The organism is Acidovorax sp. BLS4 (assembly GCF_032929295.1).
Taxonomy (GTDB): Bacteria; Pseudomonadota; Gammaproteobacteria; order Burkholderiales; family Burkholderiaceae_C; genus Paracidovorax.
Window position 1 is genome coordinate 1156852 of the sequence record NZ_CP136797.1, and the last position, 19391, is coordinate 1176242.

The 19391-nt window shown below is 64.8% G+C and carries 10 protein-coding genes; all 10 read right to left on the reverse strand.

Translation table 11 applies throughout. From position 1 onward, the window contains the following. Positions 1-70: 70 nt before the first annotated feature. The 10 genes from glgA to R1Z03_RS05440 all read right to left on the reverse strand — a co-directional run bounded on the left by glgA (position 71) and on the right by R1Z03_RS05440 (position 19385). Complete coding sequence (gene glgA, locus R1Z03_RS05395; RefSeq protein WP_317357503.1) at positions 71-1522, reverse strand: glycogen synthase GlgA; 1452 nt, start codon at positions 1520-1522, stop codon at positions 71-73. Next, entirely contained in the window at positions 1519-6498 is a 4980-nt protein-coding gene (locus tag R1Z03_RS05400) for a malto-oligosyltrehalose synthase (protein WP_317357505.1), read from the reverse strand. The genes glgA and R1Z03_RS05400 overlap by 4 nt, the downstream gene beginning before the upstream one ends. After that, positions 6495-8372 carry a malto-oligosyltrehalose trehalohydrolase gene (treZ, locus tag R1Z03_RS05405; RefSeq protein WP_317357507.1) on the reverse strand — a complete coding sequence of 626 codons (1878 nt, stop codon included), beginning with the start codon at positions 8370-8372 and terminating at the stop codon, positions 6495-6497. Before treZ ends, R1Z03_RS05400 begins: the two co-directional genes overlap by 4 nt. Beyond that, entirely contained in the window at positions 8309-10474 is a 2166-nt protein-coding gene (gene glgX, locus R1Z03_RS05410; RefSeq protein WP_317357509.1) for a glycogen debranching protein GlgX, read from the reverse strand. The genes treZ and glgX overlap by 64 nt, the downstream gene beginning before the upstream one ends. Then, the gene (glgC, locus tag R1Z03_RS05415) at positions 10471-11775 is read right to left on the reverse strand and encodes a glucose-1-phosphate adenylyltransferase (RefSeq protein ID WP_284428724.1); all 1305 of its coding nucleotides are present in this window, start codon (positions 11773-11775) and stop codon (positions 10471-10473) included. Before glgC ends, glgX begins: the two co-directional genes overlap by 4 nt. 539 nt (positions 11776-12314) lie before the next feature. Further along, on the reverse strand, positions 12315-12848 hold the full coding sequence (locus R1Z03_RS05420) for a MarR family transcriptional regulator (protein ID WP_317357513.1): 534 nt from the start codon (positions 12846-12848) through the stop codon (positions 12315-12317). A 305-nt stretch (positions 12849-13153) separates the two neighbouring features. Then, the gene (locus R1Z03_RS05425; protein ID WP_317357516.1) at positions 13154-13540 is read right to left on the reverse strand and encodes a response regulator; all 387 of its coding nucleotides are present in this window, start codon (positions 13538-13540) and stop codon (positions 13154-13156) included. Positions 13541-13612: 72 nt separating this feature from the next. After that, positions 13613-15835, reverse strand: a complete 2223-nt coding sequence (locus R1Z03_RS05430; protein ID WP_317357519.1) for an ATP-binding protein — start codon at positions 15833-15835, stop codon at positions 13613-13615. After that, a complete protein-coding gene (locus tag R1Z03_RS05435) occupies positions 15832-16455 on the reverse strand; it encodes a biliverdin-producing heme oxygenase (protein WP_317357522.1) in 624 nt (207 codons plus the stop codon). The genes R1Z03_RS05430 and R1Z03_RS05435 overlap by 4 nt, the downstream gene beginning before the upstream one ends. Before the next feature lie 257 nt (positions 16456-16712). After that, positions 16713-19385: an ATP-binding protein gene (locus tag R1Z03_RS05440; RefSeq protein WP_317357525.1), complete on the reverse strand. Its 2673-nt coding sequence runs from the start codon at positions 19383-19385 to the stop codon at positions 16713-16715. Positions 19386-19391 lie beyond the last annotated feature (6 nt).

Sequence of the window (19391 nt, forward strand, 5' to 3'; positions counted from 1 at the left end):
TTGGCAAGTATTTCCGCGGCCTCTTTCGCTTTTTGTAGGACAGAACAGAACGATGGTCTCGGCATTGCGCTCAGGACTCAAGCAATTCACCGTACAGGTCGGAATAGGCTTTGGCCGATGCGTCCCAGCCGAAGGTTTGCCGCATTCCGGCGCGTTGAAGCGACTCCCAGGTGACGGGTGATTGCCATGCCGCGATGGCCCGCTGTACCGCTTCGTCAAACATTTCCTGGGTTGCTAGCTGCATGATGAATCCGGTGCCTCCCGACGGGGATGAATCCGCATCCACGACGGAGTCCGCCAGTCCACCCGTATGCGTGACGATGGGTGGGGTTCCGTAGATCTGGCTGTACATCTGGTTCAGTCCGCATGGCTCAAACCGAGAAGGCATGAGGAAGCAGTCCGCGCCGGCCTCGATTTGATGGGCCAGCGATTCGTCAAAGCCCAGGGTGACGCTGATGTGCTCCGGATAGCGGGCTGCCATTTGAGTGAAGCGAGCCTGGATCGCTGTATCGCCATTGCCCAGCACGACAAGTTGTGCACCTTGCTTTACCAGACGCTCCGCGCCTTCTACTACCAGATCGACGCCCTTTTGCTGGGTGAGTCGTCCGACCAAGCCGAACAGCATGCGGTTTTCCGCAGCATCCAGCCCACAGCGTTGGCGCAACGCTATTTTGTTCAGCGCCTTGCCCGATGGGCTTTCCAGGCTGTAAGGCGCAGCGATGAGAGGATCGCTTGCTGGGTTCCATATGTTTGTGTCGACGCCATTGAGAATGCCGTACAACACATTGGAACGCTCCCGCAAGACCCCATCCAGACCAAATCCAAGCTCAGGGCCCTGGATTTCGCGTGCGTACGTGGGGCTGACGGTGGTGATGGCGTCGGCAAAGTTCAAGCCTGCTTTGAGCATCGACATTCCACCCCAGAACTCGACACCCGCGATGCCCCGGTGCTCCGGCGGGATCTCCAGGGCATCGCAGGCGTGCATTGGAAAGACGCCTTGAAATGCCAGGTTGTGCACGGTGATGACGCTGCGTGCCACTGGGGCGCCGTCGCGCACAGCGCGCGCTTGCGCCAGATAGAACGGGGCCAGTCCGGTGGGCCAATCGTTGGCATGCACGATGTCGGCCTGCCATCCGCAGGGCGTTGCCTGTGTGCCCATCATTGCCGCGACCTGGCTGAGCAGGCCGAAGCGCAGCGCATTGTCATCGTGATCCGTGCCGGAGGGTGCGCCGTAGGGCGTGCCCGCGCGTGCATAGAGTTGGGGGCAAGAAAGCAGGTAAAGGATGAAACCGTCTTCCTGGCGCAGTTGGAGCAACTGCGCTGCAGGCCAGGCACCCCGTGGCGCAATGGCAGACAAACCCACGATCTGGCCGGTGATGGCCATATCGCCGTAGGCCGGCATGAGCAAGGCAACATCGTGCCCCATGGCTGCCAATGCACGGGGCAGGGCGGCACTGACATCGCCCAGCCCACCGGTTTTGACCAGTGGGGCGCATTCAGGCGTGACAAAGAGGACTTTCATTCGACGTCCTCGGGCACCAACACCACGAATGGCAAGGTACCACCCTCTGGTCGCAGCTCGCCCATCACGATGTCCAGCTCCAGGCCTCCATCTTTGTCTGCTGTCAGTGCCGCTCCCGTCATCCAGTTCTTCCACCTCAGAATTTTGTCCAGGGCAGGGTGTACCGCGGCAACCGTGACGCGGGTGCCGCGCCAACCCATCGCGGTCAGCCCGTACAGCAACCGCGAGCAGACAACCACAATGGCTTTGCCTTCCCGAATGCGGGCAAACGCGACGGCATGTTCGGCGCTCTGGCCTTCCACGGTCAGAGGAAGGTAGGTGGCGTTCAGGAACAGTTCCGGCATTTTCTGCCGCAGCTGAAGCAGCCGCCATGTGACCAGCTGCTTGACCAGCGGTGCCGGGGATGCGCCGAGCATCTCCTGCCAGGCCTGGACCGAGGGATAGCCAAAAGCGTAGTGCGAGCGTACCGTTTGCAGGGAACGTTCCAGTTCGGTGAAATCGACGGGCCTGCGGTTGTCAGGGTCGACGAGGCTGAAGTTCCATTGCTCGCAGCCTTGGTAGATGTCGGGCACGCCCGGGACAGTCAGCTTCAGCGCGAGCTGGCACAGGCTGTTGCGAAATCCGTAGGGGGCGACGGACTGGACGAATTTCTCCAGTTCTCGCACGAAGCGATCCGTGGACAGCACGCCGTCGATATATCGGTCAACGGCCGCCTCATAGGCCTCGTTGGGAAATAGCCAGTTGGTCGCCTGCTTGGCTTCGCGCATGGCTTTCACCATGTACTGCTTGGCGCGGTCCCGCAAGCCGATCCGCTCATTCACATCGGCGCCTTCTGCCGGCCAGATGCCGACCAGGGCCTGATAGAGTGCCCAGAGATCATGAGGGCTGGGAACCACCGTGCCATCGATCTCGGTCGTGAAACGGGTTCCGAGTTCGCGCAGCTGAATGGCCGTGTCTTCCCACAGGGCCGGAATCTCGGACAGCACATTCAGGCGCGCGCGCAGATCTTCCGAACGTTTGCTGTCATGCGTGGACGTCGCCAGCAGCCCGTGCGGTAACCGCCGCGACCGTTGCAGATTGGCCTGATGGAATGCGGCACCGGACAATCCGAAACGCCGCGGCTCCGAGCCGACATCGTTCAGCGACACCAGGCGCACATAGCGGTAGAACGCGGTGTCCTCCACGGACTTGGCCATCACCGGCGCCGTGAACTGTTGCCAACGGCGCAGGAACGCGCCCCGCAACTCGGGCAGGTGCTGGCCTTCCGTGCCGACAAAAACGCCTTGCAGGTATGCCAGCACGCCCCCTTCGGCCGTGCCCATGCGGCGACGTGCCGCCGCAATGGCCCATTCGATGTGCTGCCGATCCGTGTCGGACAGTCCCGAGCCATCAGGCGCGATGTAGGTGCGGTAGACGGGGAAGACGGCCGCCACCTCCGTCAGCGCGATGCGCAACTGGTTGCGCGTGAAATCGCAGGTCTTGCGATCGGTGCGGCTGATGCGGTAGAGCGTGTCGGCCAGCCACCCCAGGTCACTGAACAGCGAGGTTTCGATGATGTGCTTCTTGCACTCGTGCACCGCCTCTTCGAATTCCTTGCGATCGCCGGTGAAGGCGGAATACGCATCGTCGAAAGCCGCTTGAGAGGCCGGCTCGACGAAAAGACCGTTGACCAGGCTGCTGAACCGGTATCCGGTGGCTCCGTGCACAGGCCAATCCTGCGGCAGGGGCTCATGGTCGGCAAGAATCTTCTCCACGATGAGGTATAGCGCACGGGGCTCCCGTCCCGCAGCGTGTGCCAGCGACGCATAGCGCTTTTGCAGTCGGTCGAAGTACTGGGCAGGATCGGCCAATCCATCCGGATGGTCGATGCGCAATCCGGAGATCTTTCCCTCGGCCAGCCAGCGGAAGATGCAGGTGTGGGTCGCTTCGAAAACGGCTGGGTCTTCCATGCGAACGGCGGCCAGGGAGTTGACGTCGAAGAATCGGCGGTAGTTGATGTCGTCCCCTGCCACACGCCAGTCTGCCAGGCGGTAAGCCTGATCGCGCAGCAATTGGTCCAGCGCGTTGAAGCTTTCTGGGCTGTCCTTCTGGCCGTTCCACTGTGTCAGAAGCGCTTCGATCCATTGGCGCACCCAGGGGTGCTCGCCGGCCAGCTCCGCAAGCCGCCGCTGGTGCAGCGGCGCATCCCGTTGGCGCATGGCGCGTTCGTTCTCGTCACTGGTATTGCGCGAGGGCAGGTTGCCGAATGCGTCCACCAACGATTGCATCTGCGCCAGACTGTCGCCATCGCGTTCGCCGCCGGAAACAGGGGCCGGCACGGCTGCAAAAATGCGTGCGTAATGCTGTGGGTCGATGGGAAGTTCGTGGTCCCAATAGCGGATGCTGAACCGCCCGCCTTGAGGGTCGAATGCCACCTGGAGTTCGCCGGATTCGAGAACGCGCCCGTAATGACCACCCAGCATGGGCAGAAGCACCCGCCCGTGCATTTCTGGTGCGGTCGGCTCCCATTCGATGTCGAAGGTGGCTGCATGGGCGGAGGCCCGACCATGCTCGAGCACGTCCTGCCACCAGGGGTTGTTGGAGTCCAGCACCCCCATGTGGTTGGGCACGATGTCGAGCACCTGGCTGAGTCCGTGCGCTTGCAGCGCCTCGCACAAGGCGGTGTGCGTCGCCTCCGATCCGACCTCGGGATTCAGACGTGTCGGGTCCACCACGTTGTAACCGTGCGTGCTGCCCGGCGCGGCCTTCAGATACGGCGAGCTGTAGAGATGGCTGATCCCCAATGCATGGAAATAGGGGACGGCCCGGGTGACCTGCTCGAAGGTATTGCCTTCGTGGAACTGCACCCGGTACGTCGCCAAGGGAATATCCGCGGTATCTAGCGCTGGCAACGCCTCGCTGAAGGGCAGGGCCGCGCCGCCGCGCTCGGCGCGCATGGCGGCCGCAATGGCCGAAAAGCAGGGATGGGTCGCCAGCTTTTCCAGCGGTACGATCAGGCGGCGGCGCCAGTTGGGCTGCATGGCCTCGGTGGAGCCTGGTACATTGACCTGCTCCAACTGGCCTGTCACATCTTCCAGTTGCACTGCTGCCAGCCAGCAGGGTGTTCTGGCGAGATAGCGATGCACTGCGGCCACGAAGTCCGCGTTGGCTTCGGGCACCGATTGCGGGTCCGCAGTGGCACCGCTCGGAAGCAGCCCTTCCTCGTTGAGCGCGATGAGCAACCTCACGCGGTCCTGGGCGCGCTCCATCAAGGCGCGGGCATGCGCGTCTGGTGCGGACAGCCAGCCCAGGCGCGACTGCACCTCGATATCTTCGGCCGCCCAGTACCCGCGCAGTGTGGGCAAATCATGCGTGCTGACCACCGCCAGGGCCTGGTGAGGCCAATGGGCCGGCGTGCGAAACGCGCCGCCGTCGGCGCGTTCGAAAATCAATGGCCGATAGGACAGCAGCGTTCTGTGCGCCATCGCCTCCCGCATCTGCGGCGCGACATTGCCCAGGTCTTCGCCGATCACCAGGCATTGGTGGCGATGGCTTTCGATGGACATGATGGCCAGCAAGGCGTCCAGAGGGTAGTAAACGTAAGCGCCGCCGTCGGCACTGGTCCAGAACAGGCGCATGAGCGCCATGACATGGTCCATCCGCAAGGCGCCGGCCGGGCGCATCACGCTGGCCAGCAATCGGCGCATGGGCAGGAAATGCGCCGCCGCCAGCGCACAGGGATTCATCGGAGGAAGGCCCCAATCCTGTCCCTGGTGGTTGAGCGGGTCCGGCGGAGCGCCCACGTTCATGCCACGTGCGTACAGGCCCTGGCCGGTCCAGGTTTCCGAGCCCCCGTCGTTCGCTCCGACCGCCAAGTCGCAATACAGGCCCAGCGGCATCAGCGACCGGGCCCGCTGGCTTACCCGGTCTAGTTGGGCGTGGGCCAGCCACTGCAGCCAGAAGCGGTATTGCACCTGATCCGCATGGTCCTGTGCAAAGGCTTTCACCTCAGCACCCTGGGGGTCGCGCATCGCTTCCGGCCATGCAGGCCAACCCCAAATACTGGGATCCACAGCGTGCAGATGGCACTGGATGGCCTCGTACAGTGCGTGTTGCCCGAGGGTGTCGGCTTGGCCCTGCATGAACTCGCGGAAAACCGTCGCACGCGGTGAATCGGTGTTCCATTCGTTGCGCCGGAACTCGTCCCACAACAGTCCCAGCACTTCCTGCTTGGCGGCCGCAACTTCGGCATAGCGCACTTCGCTCGAAGCCCGCAGCGCACCCAGCCGCTGCTGGAAAGCGGCGTCCGAGAACAGCGTCTGCGCGGCTGGGCTGTGCACGAATTCAGGTACCGCCGCCACATCGATGAAGAGCGTATTCAACGCCAACCGGCTGGAAGGGCTATAGGGGCTTGCAGCCTCTGGCTGGTCCGCCCGCAAGGCATGTAAAGGGCTCAATCCGACGAAAGCCGCGCCTTGTCCGGCAGCAATGGACACGAGGTCTGCCAGATCGGTGAAATCGCCGATGCCCCAGTTTCGCTCTGAGCGCAGGGCGTACAACTGGGCGCTCAAGCCCCACCAGCGCTCGCCTTGCCGCAGGGGTTCAGGGGACCAGCAATGTTCGGGCGCCACGATGACCAGCCGTTCGGCCGATGCCCCTGGGGAATGGAGGGCGTAGTAGCCCACCGCCAGCGAAGCGGGAATTTCGGCGACGGTGCCTACGCCCTCGCACACCAGCATGCGTTCTGCCGTCTCTGCGGTGAACAGGCGCCAGGGCCCTTCGTTGAGAAGCGGTACGGTGGCTGCGCCGCCCTCCGATACCAGCACGGGGGAGGGCACGGCGCTGGTATCCGCGTGGCTTCCCATGGCGGCCAGGGCCCGCTCGATGACGGAGACGGGCACGTCGCGGTGCTCACCCCAGAAGCTGGTGTAGTTCAGTGCAATGCCAGCCAAGTGGGCGCGATGGCGCAGTGCTTCGCCGGGGGTAGGGTCCGTCATGCGTTGGGCTCCAGAAAACACCAACGGGCGGACCAAGGTGCCCATTGGGTCGTGTCATTGCTCCAGCGGTGTGAAAACCGCGGGATTCCCTGCGAGCCGTCAGATGCCGGCGCCTCGACGGGCATGTCGCTCAGGTTGATGTCCATCTGCCATTGCGCGCCGTCGTCGTAATGCCACCGCACCCTCAGGCCGCGGGCGCCCACCATCTTGGCCGTGTGGCCTCGTGGTACCAAGCGGTGCTGGCGCGGATTGAGCCACTGTCTGCGCGCTGCAAGCGCTTCGCGCAACAGCGCCTGCCGCGCCTGGCCTTGCGGGTTGTCGGCTTGCTGCCAGTCGAGACGGCTGTGGGCGAAGGTGACCGCATCGCAAGGATCGGGAAGCGTCCCGCCTGGCGGGACTTCATGGCCGAATTCGCGCAAGCGGCCCTGGCGCACGGCATCGCGCAGTTCCCCTTCCCAATCGGCAAAGTAGAGAAACGGTGTCTGGGCGCCGAATTCATCGCCCATGAAGATCAGCGGCGTCGCCGGACCCAGCAAAGTCAGCAGCATGGCCAATTCGGCAGCGGGCGCTGGAACCAATTGCGCCAGCCTTTCCCCGAACGCGCGGTTGCCGACCTGATCGTGGTTGCCGAAGAACTGGACCATGGTGGAAAGGGGCTCGGGCGCCGCAGCCGCCACCTGTTTCCTGCGGCCCTGTCCGTCGCGGTCGCTGTGGGCAAAGACGTAGCCGCTCGTCAACGCGCGCGCCAACAGGGCCACCGGCTCATTGCCATAGTCCCCGTAATAGCCCTGTGTTTCGCCAGTCAGCAGCACATGCAGCGCGTGGTGGAAATCGTCGTTCCATTGCGCGTCATAGCGGGAGGGCTTGGGGCTGGGTGCCAGATGCTCCGGCTGGTTCTTCTCGTTTTCAAGGACGAGGTGCACATGCCGGCCCGGGCAAGCAGTTCGCACGCGCTGAGACAGTTCGGCGAGAAAGCCGGGTTCGCTGTCGTCGATGATGGCGTGCACCGCGTCCAGGCGGAGGCCATCGAACCGGAACTCATCGATCCAGTACATCGCGTTGTGAATGAAGAATTCACGCACGGGCCCGCTCTGGGCGCCGTCGAAGTTGATGGCGGCACCCCAAGGGCTGGTGTGCTTTTCAGAAAAGAACTGCGGTGCGTAGAGGCCGAGATAGTTTCCATCCGGGCCGAAGTGGTTGTACACCACGTCGAGTATCACCATGAGGCCCAGCGCATGCGCTCCGTCGATGAAACGCTTGAGATCGTCGGGGGTTCCGTAGTCAGGGTGCGGAGCGAAGGGCAGCACGCCGTCATACCCCCAGCCGAACTGGCCCCCGAAGCATGCCAGGGGCATCAATTCCACAGTGGTGATGCCCAGGTCTTTCAGCCGTGGCAACTGCTGCAACGCGGCTTGCAGGGTGCCTTCGGGCGTGAACGTGCCCACATGCAGTTCATACAGGACCACCTCGCTCCACGGCCGCCCTTGCCAGTCCACCTGCCAGTCGAAGTCCTTGGCATCGGTGATCTCGCTGGCGCCATGCGGGCCGTGGGGATTGCTGCGCGAAGCCGGGTCTGGCATCAGGGGGCCACCGTCCACCTGCCACTGATAGCGGGTGGCGCGAGAGGCTGTTTGCAACTCCACGTGCCACCAGCCATTCGGGCGGGACTGCGCCGGGAGCGGCACCATGGGCAATGCTGGCGCCGTGCCATGGTGCAAAACCACTTCGCGGGCGTTTGGCGCCCACAGGCTGAATCCGGCGCCGCCGTCGGCTGTGAGCCGGGCGCCAAACGGCATGTCATGCCGGTACTTCATGACAGGTCGGCGCGTGAGGGTGTTGTCAGAACGGCCATGGAATGCGGCTGCAGCGTCCACTGCCCACCTGCAGGGATGTCTGCCGCGTCGGCTGGTGGCACGGCTGCTGTGCGGGTGTCCACTCGCACGGTCCACACGCGGCCATGCTCGTCCTGAGGCAGGGTGAAGACCGCATCCGCAGGGGTCGCATTGAACAGCAACATGACCGACTCGCTGTCGCCGTGGCCCTCCATCAGCGCTGCTACGCAGCGCACCTGGGGGTCTTCCCATTCCTCCTGGGTCATTGCCAAGCCCCAGACGCTGTGCCAGTTGAGTGCCACGCAGGCAGGGTGTCCAGTGGTGCCGGCTGGGTGCACGGCGGGACGCAACACGGGCAATGCATGCCGTAGCGCCAGCAGGGACCGGGTGAACCCCATCAGCTCCGCCTCGCTCGTGGCCTGATTCCAGTCGTACCAGGACAGTGAGCTGTCCTGGCAGTAGCCGTTGTTGTTGCCGTGCTGGGTCCGGGCCATTTCGTCGCCGCCCAGCAGCAGGGGCGTGCCGTGCGAGACGAAGAGGGTGGCGATGAAGTTGCGCATCTGGCGCTCGCGCAGCACCTGGACCGCAGGGTCGTCCGAAGGACCTTCGGCGCCGCAATTCCAGCTGCGGTTGTGGTTTTCACCGTCTCGGTTGTCTTCCTTGTTCGCGTCGTTGTGCTTCTCGTTGTAGCTCACCAGATCGGCCAGGCTGAAGCCGTCATGCACGGTCACAATGTTCACGCTGTCCACCGGCGGGCGCTTGCGCGCGGCGAGCATGTCCGCGCTGCCACACAGGCAGGCGGCGAATGACGGCAGGCTGCTATCGGCGTTGCGCCAGTAGTCGCGCACCGCGTCGCGGTAGCGACCGTTCCATTCCATCCATCCCACCGGGAATCCGCCGACCTGGTAGCCGTCGGGGCCGAGGTCCCACGGCTCTGCGATGAGCTTGACGTTCGACAGCACCGGATCTTGCGCAACGGCAGCGAAAAAAGCCGCACGGTGCGTGAAGGCGCCCGAAGGGTCACGGCCCAGTGCACAGGCCAGATCGAAGCGGAAACCGTCCACGTGCATTTCCGTCACCCAGTAGCGCAGGCTGTCCAGCACCAGGCGCAACGCGGCCGGGCTGCTCGTATCCACCGTGTTGCCAGTGCCGGTGTAGTCCACGTAGTAGCGGGCATCTTCCGGAGACAGCCGGTAATAGGCTGCGTTGTCGATGCCCTTGAAACTGATCGTGGGCCCCAGGTGATTGCCTTCTCCCGTGTGGTTGTAGACCACGTCCAAAATCACCTCCAGCCCTGCGGCGTGCAACGCCTTCACCATGGCCTTGAATTCATCGACTCCACCGTCTGCCTTGGAAGCGCTATAGCGTGGCTCTGGCGCGAAGAACGCAACAGTGTTGTAGCCCCAGTAGTTGGTGAGGTCGTTGTCCACCAGCCGCTTGTCGTCCAGAAATGCTTGCACGGGCAAAAGCTCAACGCTGGTGATTCCTAGATCGCGCAGATGGGCAATCGCGGCGTCGCTGGCCAGGCCGGCATACGTGCCTCGCAGAGGCTCGGGAACGCCGGGCATGGTCTGAGTGAAGCCCTTCACATGCACTTCGTAGAAAACCGTGTCTTTGGCGGGTACACGGGGCGGAGCGTCGTCGCCCCAGTCGAAGCGCGATTTGACGACACGGCATTTGGGCGCCACAGCACCGTTGTCCACCGTACTGGGCTGAAGGTCTTCTTCTTCCTGGTCCAGTTCGTAGCCGAACTGTTCCGCATGACCGAGAACTGGCCGATCAAGAGCCAGCGCGTAGGGGTCCAGCAACAGTTTCGCAGGGTTGAAGCGATGCCCGTTGCCGGGCTCGTAGGGGCCATGCACCCGCAACCCGTACCTCTGGCCGACCTTCAGCCCCTTCACCAGTCCGTGCCACGTGTCCCGGCTCAGGCAGGGAAGCGTGATGCGCGCTGTTTCCTGATCGTCGTCCGAAAACAGGCAAATCTCCACTTTCTCCGCCGACGGCGCATAGACGGCGAAGTTCACGCCGTGCCGGCTCGCTGTGGCGCCCTGCGGCCAGTGGCGGCCTGGCTCGACGGTGTACCGGACTTTCTTGTGTCGGGATGCGACGGGAGCGGAAGGCGTATTCATCAGTTCGGGTTTCATGCGGCTACTTTGCGGTCGCTTTCGGTGGTGATGGGGGCCGGTGGCCGGGCACGGCCGATGCTGGGGGTGTTGGTGCCGGAATCCTGCTGCGCGGTGAAGAACTTCCGGGGGACCACGACGATCCCGCTTTCGGTGACATGAAAGCGCTTGCGGTCTTCTTCCAGATTGAAGCCAATGCGCTCATGGGCGGGCACGTCGTTGTCCTGGTCGATGATGGCCCGCCGGATCTGGGCGCCGCGGCCGATGCGAGTGCGCTCCATCACGATGCAATGCTCCAGCCGTGCATCGCGCTCGACGACAACCGAGCGACGCAGCATGGCATGGTCGAGGGAGGCGCCGTCCACGATGCTGCCCGAACCCACCACCGAGCGGTGGATCACACCATTTTCGATCTGGGCGGATTCCGCCTGGTCGGGGCTGGCGTAGATCGGCCACTGGCGGTTGGTCATGCGAAAGCGCGGCGTCGCGCCCAGCGTATCGAAGTGGGCATCGAAGTACGAATCAATGGTGCCGACGTCGCGCCAGTAGCCATGCTCTTCGTAAGGCTCGGTCCCGGGGATGGTGTTGGTGTCGAAGTCATAGGCCATCAGGCGGTGCGACTCCAGCATGGTCGGCAGGATGTGCTTGCCGAAATCGCTGTGGCCTGTCTCGTGCGCTTTCTTGAGTGCGTCGAGCAGCACGTCCGCATTGAAGAGATAGTTGCCCATGGAAGCCAGGGCATGGGTCGAACTGCCGGGCATGGGGTGCGTGGATTTCGGCTTTTCGACGAACTGCGTGATGCGGTGGCTCTCGTCTGTTTCCACGATGCCGAACTGGTCGCACTGCGACAGTTTGACCGGCAATGTGGCCACACTGACATCGGCGTTGTTGGCTACGTGGAAGTCGATCATCTGGCGCACGTCCATGCGGTAGATGTGATCTGCTCCGAACACCGCGACGATGTCGGGCCGGAAGCTCTCGATCAGGTGGATGTTCTGATAGACCGAATCGGCCGTGCCTTGAAACCACTCGGGACCATTGCGCATCTGGGGCGGCACCACCGTCACGAAATGCTCTGGAATGAAGCGGGCCATGGTCCACGACTGGCGGATGTGCTCGATGAGCGACTGCGACTTGTACTGCACAAGCAGGTAGATGGAAAAGATCTCCGAATTCACCAGGTTGGACAGGACGAAGTCCACGATGCGGTGCTTGCCGTTGAACGGCACGGCGGGCTTGCAGCGCTCTGCTGTTAGTGGGTGAAGGCGGGAGCCTTCACCGCCGGCCATGACGATGGCGAGGACATTTTTGGTGCGTGACATGGTGGGAACTCCCAGATGGATCAGACGTGGAAAGGTGAGGTGGAGACAATCAGGTTGGGCTGCGGCGACCGACATCGGAACGCGGGGGCGCCTGGCAGTTCGATGACTGCAAGCGCCTGCGCCCTGCGGATCGATCCGGGCCATCCTCCTCTTGCATCCCTTTTCACGCGCGACGAAACCTGGCTCGAAGCTTTGCCTGGAAGGCAGAGGGCTCCGGAGGCCGGGTCATGGAGAGAGTCGGGGTGCATGCAGGTGGTCCTGGACGCATCTTCTGTTGCGATGCAACAAGAGGTTGCAGGAAGTTCCTACCTGCCCGTGTAGGCACTTGCCTACGTGATTGGGGGCTTGCCAGAGCGCGCAGCGCTGGTGCCGGTGCGGTTAAGCACAGGCATTACGCCCGCTGCAGCGGGCAGTGGCGCTGGCGCCACGTGTCGCACCAGCGTTCACGCGCCGGGGCTGCCGGCACGCAGAGCCCGACCTTGCGTGAGGCTGCTTTGCGCTGGCTGTGGTCGTCTGGATATTTGCTATCTAATTGATAGCTACATGCCGTTGATATTATTGCGCTGGTGGCCGATGGGGGCCCGCGGTGCTTGTCGCTGGACGGTCCGGGCCTGCTCTTCATTGGCTGACAATGCGCCGGGGCTGACGCGCTGGAGCAACTCCAGCAGCAGCGCCCATTCGGCCGGCGAGTAGAGCTGGCGCAGGCCCGCTTCCATCTCCAGAGAAGTGGCATGCGCCTGCCGGGCAATGGACAGGCCCTCGGCCGTAAGGCGAATGGCCTGAGCCCGGCGATCGGTGGGGTTGCGCTCGCGCACCAGCAGGCCCCGGCTTTGCAGCCGGCTGACCACCAGGGTGAGGTTGGGGGCGCTCAGGTTCAGCGCCTGGGCGAGTTGCCGTTGGGACAATCCTTCGCCCGGCAAGAGCAGCATCAACAAGGAAAATTCGACGGTGCGCAATTGCATGGGCTCGCCGATCGCCTGGAAAAAAGCGCGGTTGGCCGCTACCCGTGCCTGCGCCAGAGCATAGCCGAGCAGGTGTTGGACGGTGGAGGGATCGACGGGAGATTCATGCATGGAGGGTTTCCGGGCGGTCGAGTGTAAGAGTCCTCGCAATCCCTGCCAGTCCGGCACAAGACACCTGAACGGATTGCTCTGACACTCGGGGCGGCCCCGACCTCGTGGGCCCAAGCCGCTGTTTTATGGGTAAAGGCGAAGTGCTTGGCGACGGCTGGAGCCCCTGAAGCCCGTACATTCCCCGACATTCACGTGCACTCGCCATGGAGCGAGGCATTATCGCCACGCGCATGCCGGCCGATGGGTGGTTGGCTTGGCGCAGCATGGCCGCGTGTGCCCGGGTGGAAGGGGCCGTCAGCTATCCGTCAGCGCTCGGCGTCGCCTTGCTGGTCCAGCTCGGCCGAGCAGGCTGCGATCAGGGCGTCGAACGCATCGAAGGCCAGCGGTTTGGCCAATACGTGATCGAAACCGACCAACTGCGCCCGGTCCGAAACGCCCAACCCCGTGATGGCGATCGCGATGCTGGGCCTGCCTGCCGCTGCCGCGCGCAATTTCGGAACGAGTTGGGTGCCCAGCATGTCGGGCAGTTGCTGGTCTACGAGGAACAGCGAGGCGGGGCGTTGCGCCATGTGCTGCAGCGCTTCGTTGCCACTGTGGGCGACGCGCACCGTGTAGCCCTGCAGGTCGAGCAGATCGCTCAGCAGTTCAGAGGCATCGCGGTTGTCGTCAATGATGAGAATGTCTGCAGGCATGCGGAGGGCTTCGCTGACGGTACAGTGTTTTTCTTAAAGACCATCAAACAATCAAGCCCAATAGTCTTCTTCTTAGGGCTCTATTGTGCCCGTCCTCTGCACGGGCAAGCGGACCGAGAAGACAACATGGGGTGCGCGGTATTCGTATCCAATGCTGCCCCCGTGTCCCTGGACGATCTGGTGGGCGATGTACAGCCCCAGCCCCATCCCCGACCGATTGCGCGCGTTGCCGACCGAAGAGGCCTTGAACGGACTGAAAAGATTGCGGGCAATGTCTTCCGGGATGGGGGCGGCGACATTGCGTACAGCGATCTCGTGCCATTCATCGGTGGCGGTCGCATGCACCTCGATGGGATGCCCGCTCTGGCCATGGTGCCGCGCGTTGCCAATCAGGTTGACGACCACCTGGGCGATGCGATCGGCATCGACACGGGCTTTCAGCGCAGCGGGGATGGTGCCCACGATCTCGGTGCCGGGGTGTGCCGTGCGGGCCTCATCGATGAGGTCGTTCAGCAGGGCGACCAGATCCACGTCCGTGCGCTGCAGATCCAGTCCCAGGCCGCTCTGCAGGCGCGACATGTCCATCACCTGACTCACCAGCCGCTGCATGCGGCTGCTGGAGGACTGGATGCGCTGACCGATCCTGCCGGCCCGCCCGCCGTCGGTGCCGCCCTGTTCGAGCACGCGCGCGGCCATGCTGATGGAGTGCAGGGGGTCTCGCAGATCGTGGCCCAGGACGGCCATCAGCTGGTTGCGCGTGCGATTGATCTCGGCGGTGCGCGCGTTCTGCACGCGCACGAGTTCGTCCATCAACTGCCGGGCGGCATCCAGTTCCAGCGTGCTCCAATGCTCGGCGGTGGACCGGACGGTTTCCTTCCACAGATCGAACGAGCCGCGCGGGGTGAGCCGCGGGCCCAGGGGGCCGTGGCGGATGTCCTTGTCCGGCTTGCCGCCCCAGTGGATGGTCTCGATCTGCTCCTTGCGAAGAAAGATCAACCAGCCGTTGCGGTCCCGGTCGAAAGGGATGCCCAGCACGCCGCACCAGGGCGACGTCGCGGCGGCCAGTTCGGGCGCGAGCTGCGGCAGCGACTGGGTCTGGAACAGGCGCTGCCGGTCCTGGCCCGGCTCGGCGGCCAGCCATTGCACGATGGCGCTGCCCGCCGCTTCCGATACTTCGCCGAACACGGTCAGCTTCGCCCCATGAGCCACCAGCGCCGCATCGGCCTGCAAGATGGCGGCCATCTCGGCTGTGTGCTGGGTCAGGGCGGTGAATTCGTCGTCCGCGTGCAGCAGCTCTTCGATGAGGTGGGTGCGGGCCCCGGCCAGCTGCTGCAGGCGGTCCGCCTGGGAGCGGGAAAGCGTGCTCTGGATGTTGGCAGACAGCACCTGGGCGATCACGTCGCAGGCCATGCGCACGCTGTAGGGCACCTGGCGAGGACCCATGTGATGGCAGGCGATCAGGCCCCACAGCTGTTCGTTGATCACGATGGACACGCTCATCGACGCACCCACGCCCATGTTGGACAGGTATTCGATGTGGATTGGCGACACGCTGCGCAGAATGCTGCCGCTCAGGTCCAGCGGGGGCGCACCGGCCTCCTGCAGCAGGGGCACCGCGGCCGAGCGGACGTCAGCGATCAGCCGCAGGGTGTTGGCCACGTAAAGCCTGCGTGCCTGCGCTGGAATGTCGCTGGCCGGATAGCGCCGGCCCAGGTAGGGGTCGAGCGTATCGACACACGATTCGGCGGCCACTTCGCCGCTGCTGTCATGGCGAAAGCGATAGGCCATCACCCGGTCGAAGCCGGTCAGGGCCCGCAGTTCTTCGGTGGCCAGCTGCAGCAGCTCATCGATGGCCCGGGGCCGGCGCAGCTTTTCCATCGCGCGGTGGGCCTGCACGGCAAAGCCTGCCAGCTCGCTGTGGGTCTGGTGGCGCAGCTCGAATTCGGCCACCAGCATCGCGCTGCCGACATGCAGCACCACGTCGAACTGGCGGTCTTCGACCTGCCACTCGCTGGGCATGGGCACATCCCGCTCGCCCCGCAGCGCCTGCAAGCCGTCCTGAAGGAGCCCTGCAATCAGCGGGCACACCGTGCCCGGGCTTTCGGGCAGAGGCTCGCCCACGGTCACGCCGCACTGCAGAAGGGCCTGCACGTTGGCGCTGACATAGCGGACCACGCCTTCGCGGTCCACAGCAATCAGGGTGCCATGGCTCTGGATGCTGCCGGGCACGTGGATGGGCTCGCGGTCGCAGTTGTCCAGCGTGGTGGTGGTGCCGGGTGTGAATGACTGGATCATGCGAGCACCCCCTGGCCCTGCAACTGGTGCCGCAGGCCATCGAAGCCGGCACGTGCGCCGGCGCAGGCCGCCTGGACATCGAAACGGCTCTGAACGTGGGTGTCGAGCAGCCTGGTGAATTGTTTCCAGCGCAAACCCGTGCCGGCACCCAGGCCGTGCAAATAGCGCAGCGGATGCGGCGCCAGCCGGGGCGCCAGGCGCTGGTACAGGAACTGGCCTCCCAATTGCGAGCCCTCCACCACATAGGCCAGGCCCCAGCAGACCGCCGCATGGCCGGGTGCCCCGAAAGCGGAAAACGCCTGCGCAGCCATCTGCTGCGTGCAGCCGCTGGCGTCACCGAAGCCGTCTTCGGCTTGCGCTGGCTCGCCGCGCATCGCCACCCAGTCCGCGTGCAGGGCGTGCAGGCGAGCGGGGCGTGCAAAGTCGAAACCGGGCACCAGCGACTCCAGCGCCGCCAGGTGCGGCTGGAGGGCCGTGAGCCAGGCGCTCAGGGCCAGGGTATGGTGGCGGTAGTCTTCCAGGCTGGCATCGGCCCTGCCGATTGGCAGGCTGGCATCCAGCTGCGCATGCGATTCCTTCGTGGTTTGTCGCAGCGCCGAAAGGCAGTCGGTCTCCGGCACCGGAGTGCAGGACGGGAGGGGAGATCGCTGTGACACGGAAGAAGGGTGGGGGATCGGGGTGGCCAGAAAAGACTGGAGCAAGATTTTAGGGGCTGGGCCTGCCCATGGCGCCAGGCAGGTTACCCGCCTGTTTTGTGCCTGCAACACGCGCGCTCGCAGCGGGCGAGGTCCGTCCGGCCCGAAGCCGCCGCTGCGTTGGCAGCGATGGCGAAACCCGTGCCTGCCGGCGGCAGTGAGATGGTTCAAAGCGAGGGACCTCAGGGCGGGGCGATGAGCCCTTGCACGCGGCGTGCAAGCGCATCCAGCGTAAAGGGCTTGGTGAGCACCTGCATGCCCCGCTCCAGGTGGCCGTTGCCCACGGCCGCATTTTCGGCATAGCCGGTGATGAACAGGATTTTCAGGTCCGGCCGGTAGATCCGGCCGCTATCGGCCATCTGCCGCCCGTTCATTCCACCGGGCAGGCCCACGTCGGTGATCAGCAGGTCGAGGTGGGTGCTGGACTGAAGTACCAGCAGCCCCGATGCCCCGTCCTGTGCCTCGATGGTGTCGTAGCCCATCTCCTGCAGCACCTCCACCACCAGCGACCGAACGCTCGGCTCGTCGTCCACCACCAGCACGGTGCCCGACCCCTGGCCTCCTGCGATCGACGGCGCCGAGGGCAGGTCGATGTCCTGCGCCGGCGCCTCGTGCCGCGGCAGGTAGATGCACATGGTCGTGCCCATGCCGGGCTCGGAGTAGGCGCGCACCTGGCCACCCGACTGCCGCGCGAATCCATAGACCATCGACAGCCCCAGCCCCGTGCCCATGCCGATCGGCTTGGTGGTGAAGAACGGCTCGAACACGCGGTGGATGATTTCGGGCGACATGCCGGTGCCGGTATCGGTCACGCACAGCGACACGTACTGGCCCGGGGGCAGGTCGCGGTCCAGGGAGGCACGCTCGTCCATCCACTTGTTGGCCGTCTCGATCGTGAGCCGGCCGCCGCCGGGCATGGCGTCGCGAGAGTTGATGCACAGGTTGAGCAGGGCGCTTTCCAGTTGGTGGGGGTCCACGTGCGTGGTCCACAGGCCGACGGCGCCCACCACCTCCAGCTCGTTTTCGGGCCCGATGGTGCGCCGGATCAGCTCTTCCATGCCCTTCACGAGCCGGTTCACGTCGGTTGGCTTGGGGTCCAGCGTCTGCCGGCGCGAGAAGGCCAGCATGCGGTGGGTGAGCGAGGCCGCCCGCTTGGCGGCGCCCTGGCCCACGCTCACATAGCGCTCCAGGTCGTCGTAGCGGCCCTGGCCCACGCGGCGGTGCAGCAGTTCCAGGCTGCCTGTGATCGTGGCCAGCAGGTTGTTGAAGTCGTGCGCGAGCCCGCCCGTGAGCTGCCCCACGGCCTCCATCTTCTGTGACTGGCGCAGCGCCTCCTGCGCGGCTTCGCGCTCGCGCGATTCGGTGGTGAGTCGCGCGAGCGCGTTCTCGACCTCCTGGGTGCGCTCGACCACGCGCGCTTCCAGGTGGCTGTTCAGCGCGCGAAGCTCCTGTTCGGCCACCACCTTTTCCGTCACGTCGTAGCCCTCGGCGAAAACGCCGGTGACCTCGCCCTGGCCGTCGGTGGTGGGTTGGTAGATGAAGTCCAGGTAGCGCTCGGCCAGCGGCATGCCGGGCTTTTGCTGGATGAGGACCTTGAGGCCCTGGGCCAGGTACGGCTGCCCGGTGCGGTAGACCTCGTCCAGCAGTTCGTACAGCCCCTGGCCTTCCAGCTCGGGCAGGCCTTCGCGCACTGTCTTGCCTTCCACGCTGCGGTGCCCGATCAACTGCACGTAGGAGTCGTTGACGAACTCGAACACATGCTCCGGGCCGCGCAGTACGCACATGAAACCGGGCGCCTTCTGGAACAGGCTGCGCAGTCGGTCGCGCTCCGCCGTGCTTTCCTCCAGCACCCCGGCACTGGCCAGGCGCGAGGCGATCTGGCCGGCCAGCAACTGAACGAACGCCATGGCCTCGCCGTCGTGCATGGGCCGGTGCGGATTGGCCCCGCACACCATGAATCCCGCCGACCGGGCGCCGCCTTGTGCCGGCAGCGCCACGACGAACGCCGCCCGCGCCGGCGTGTCCCAATCGCCGGTGGGCACGTCGTTCACCGCGTCCAGCGGCACGGCGAAGGCCGCGTCGCCGGCTTGCAGTCGGTGGACCTGCCAGGGTTCCCGGGAGTTCATCGCCAGCACAGTGGGCGCCAGCCGATGGCCCTGGTCGATGCCTGCATTGCAGCTCAGGCGGGCCACACCTGAGGGTTCGTACAGATAGACGAGTGAAAACGGCAAGTCCCGCTGGGCCTGGCCCATCCGCTCGCAGGCGGTGTCGAGCACGGCCCGGCGGCTGTTGACGGCCGACAGCGCCGCGCCCAGTTCGCGCAGCAGGCGCAGGCGCCGCTCGTTGAGCACGCGGCCCGTGTCTTCCGACACTGCGCAGAACAGGCCGTGGACCTGCCCGTCGTCGCCGTGCAGCGGGCTGTACGAAAACGTGTGGTACGTTTCCTCCAGGTAGCCCGCGCGGTCCAGCAGCAGCATCAGCGAGTCGTCCCAGGTGGACTCGGCCCGTTCGTACACGGCGTGCATGCGGCCTTTCACCTGGTCCCAGATCTCGGCCCAGACCTCGGCGGTGGGGCGCGCGAGCGCGTACGGGTGCTTGGCCCCCAGCGTGGGGCGATAGGCATCGTTGTAGAAAAAAGCGATGTCTGGTCCCCAGCCAAGCCACATCTCGAAGCGCGAGGTGAGCAGGATGCGAAGCGCGACCTTCAGCGGCTCGGGCCAGAATGCCGGCGAGCCGAGCGGGGTGGCTTCCCAGTCGTGGGCGCGCATGAGCTGTGCCATCTCGCTGTCCCCGATGAAGATGTGCGCGAAGCGGTCGCTGTCAGCGGTGATGGCAGTGGCAGGGGAGGGGGTCATGCAAAA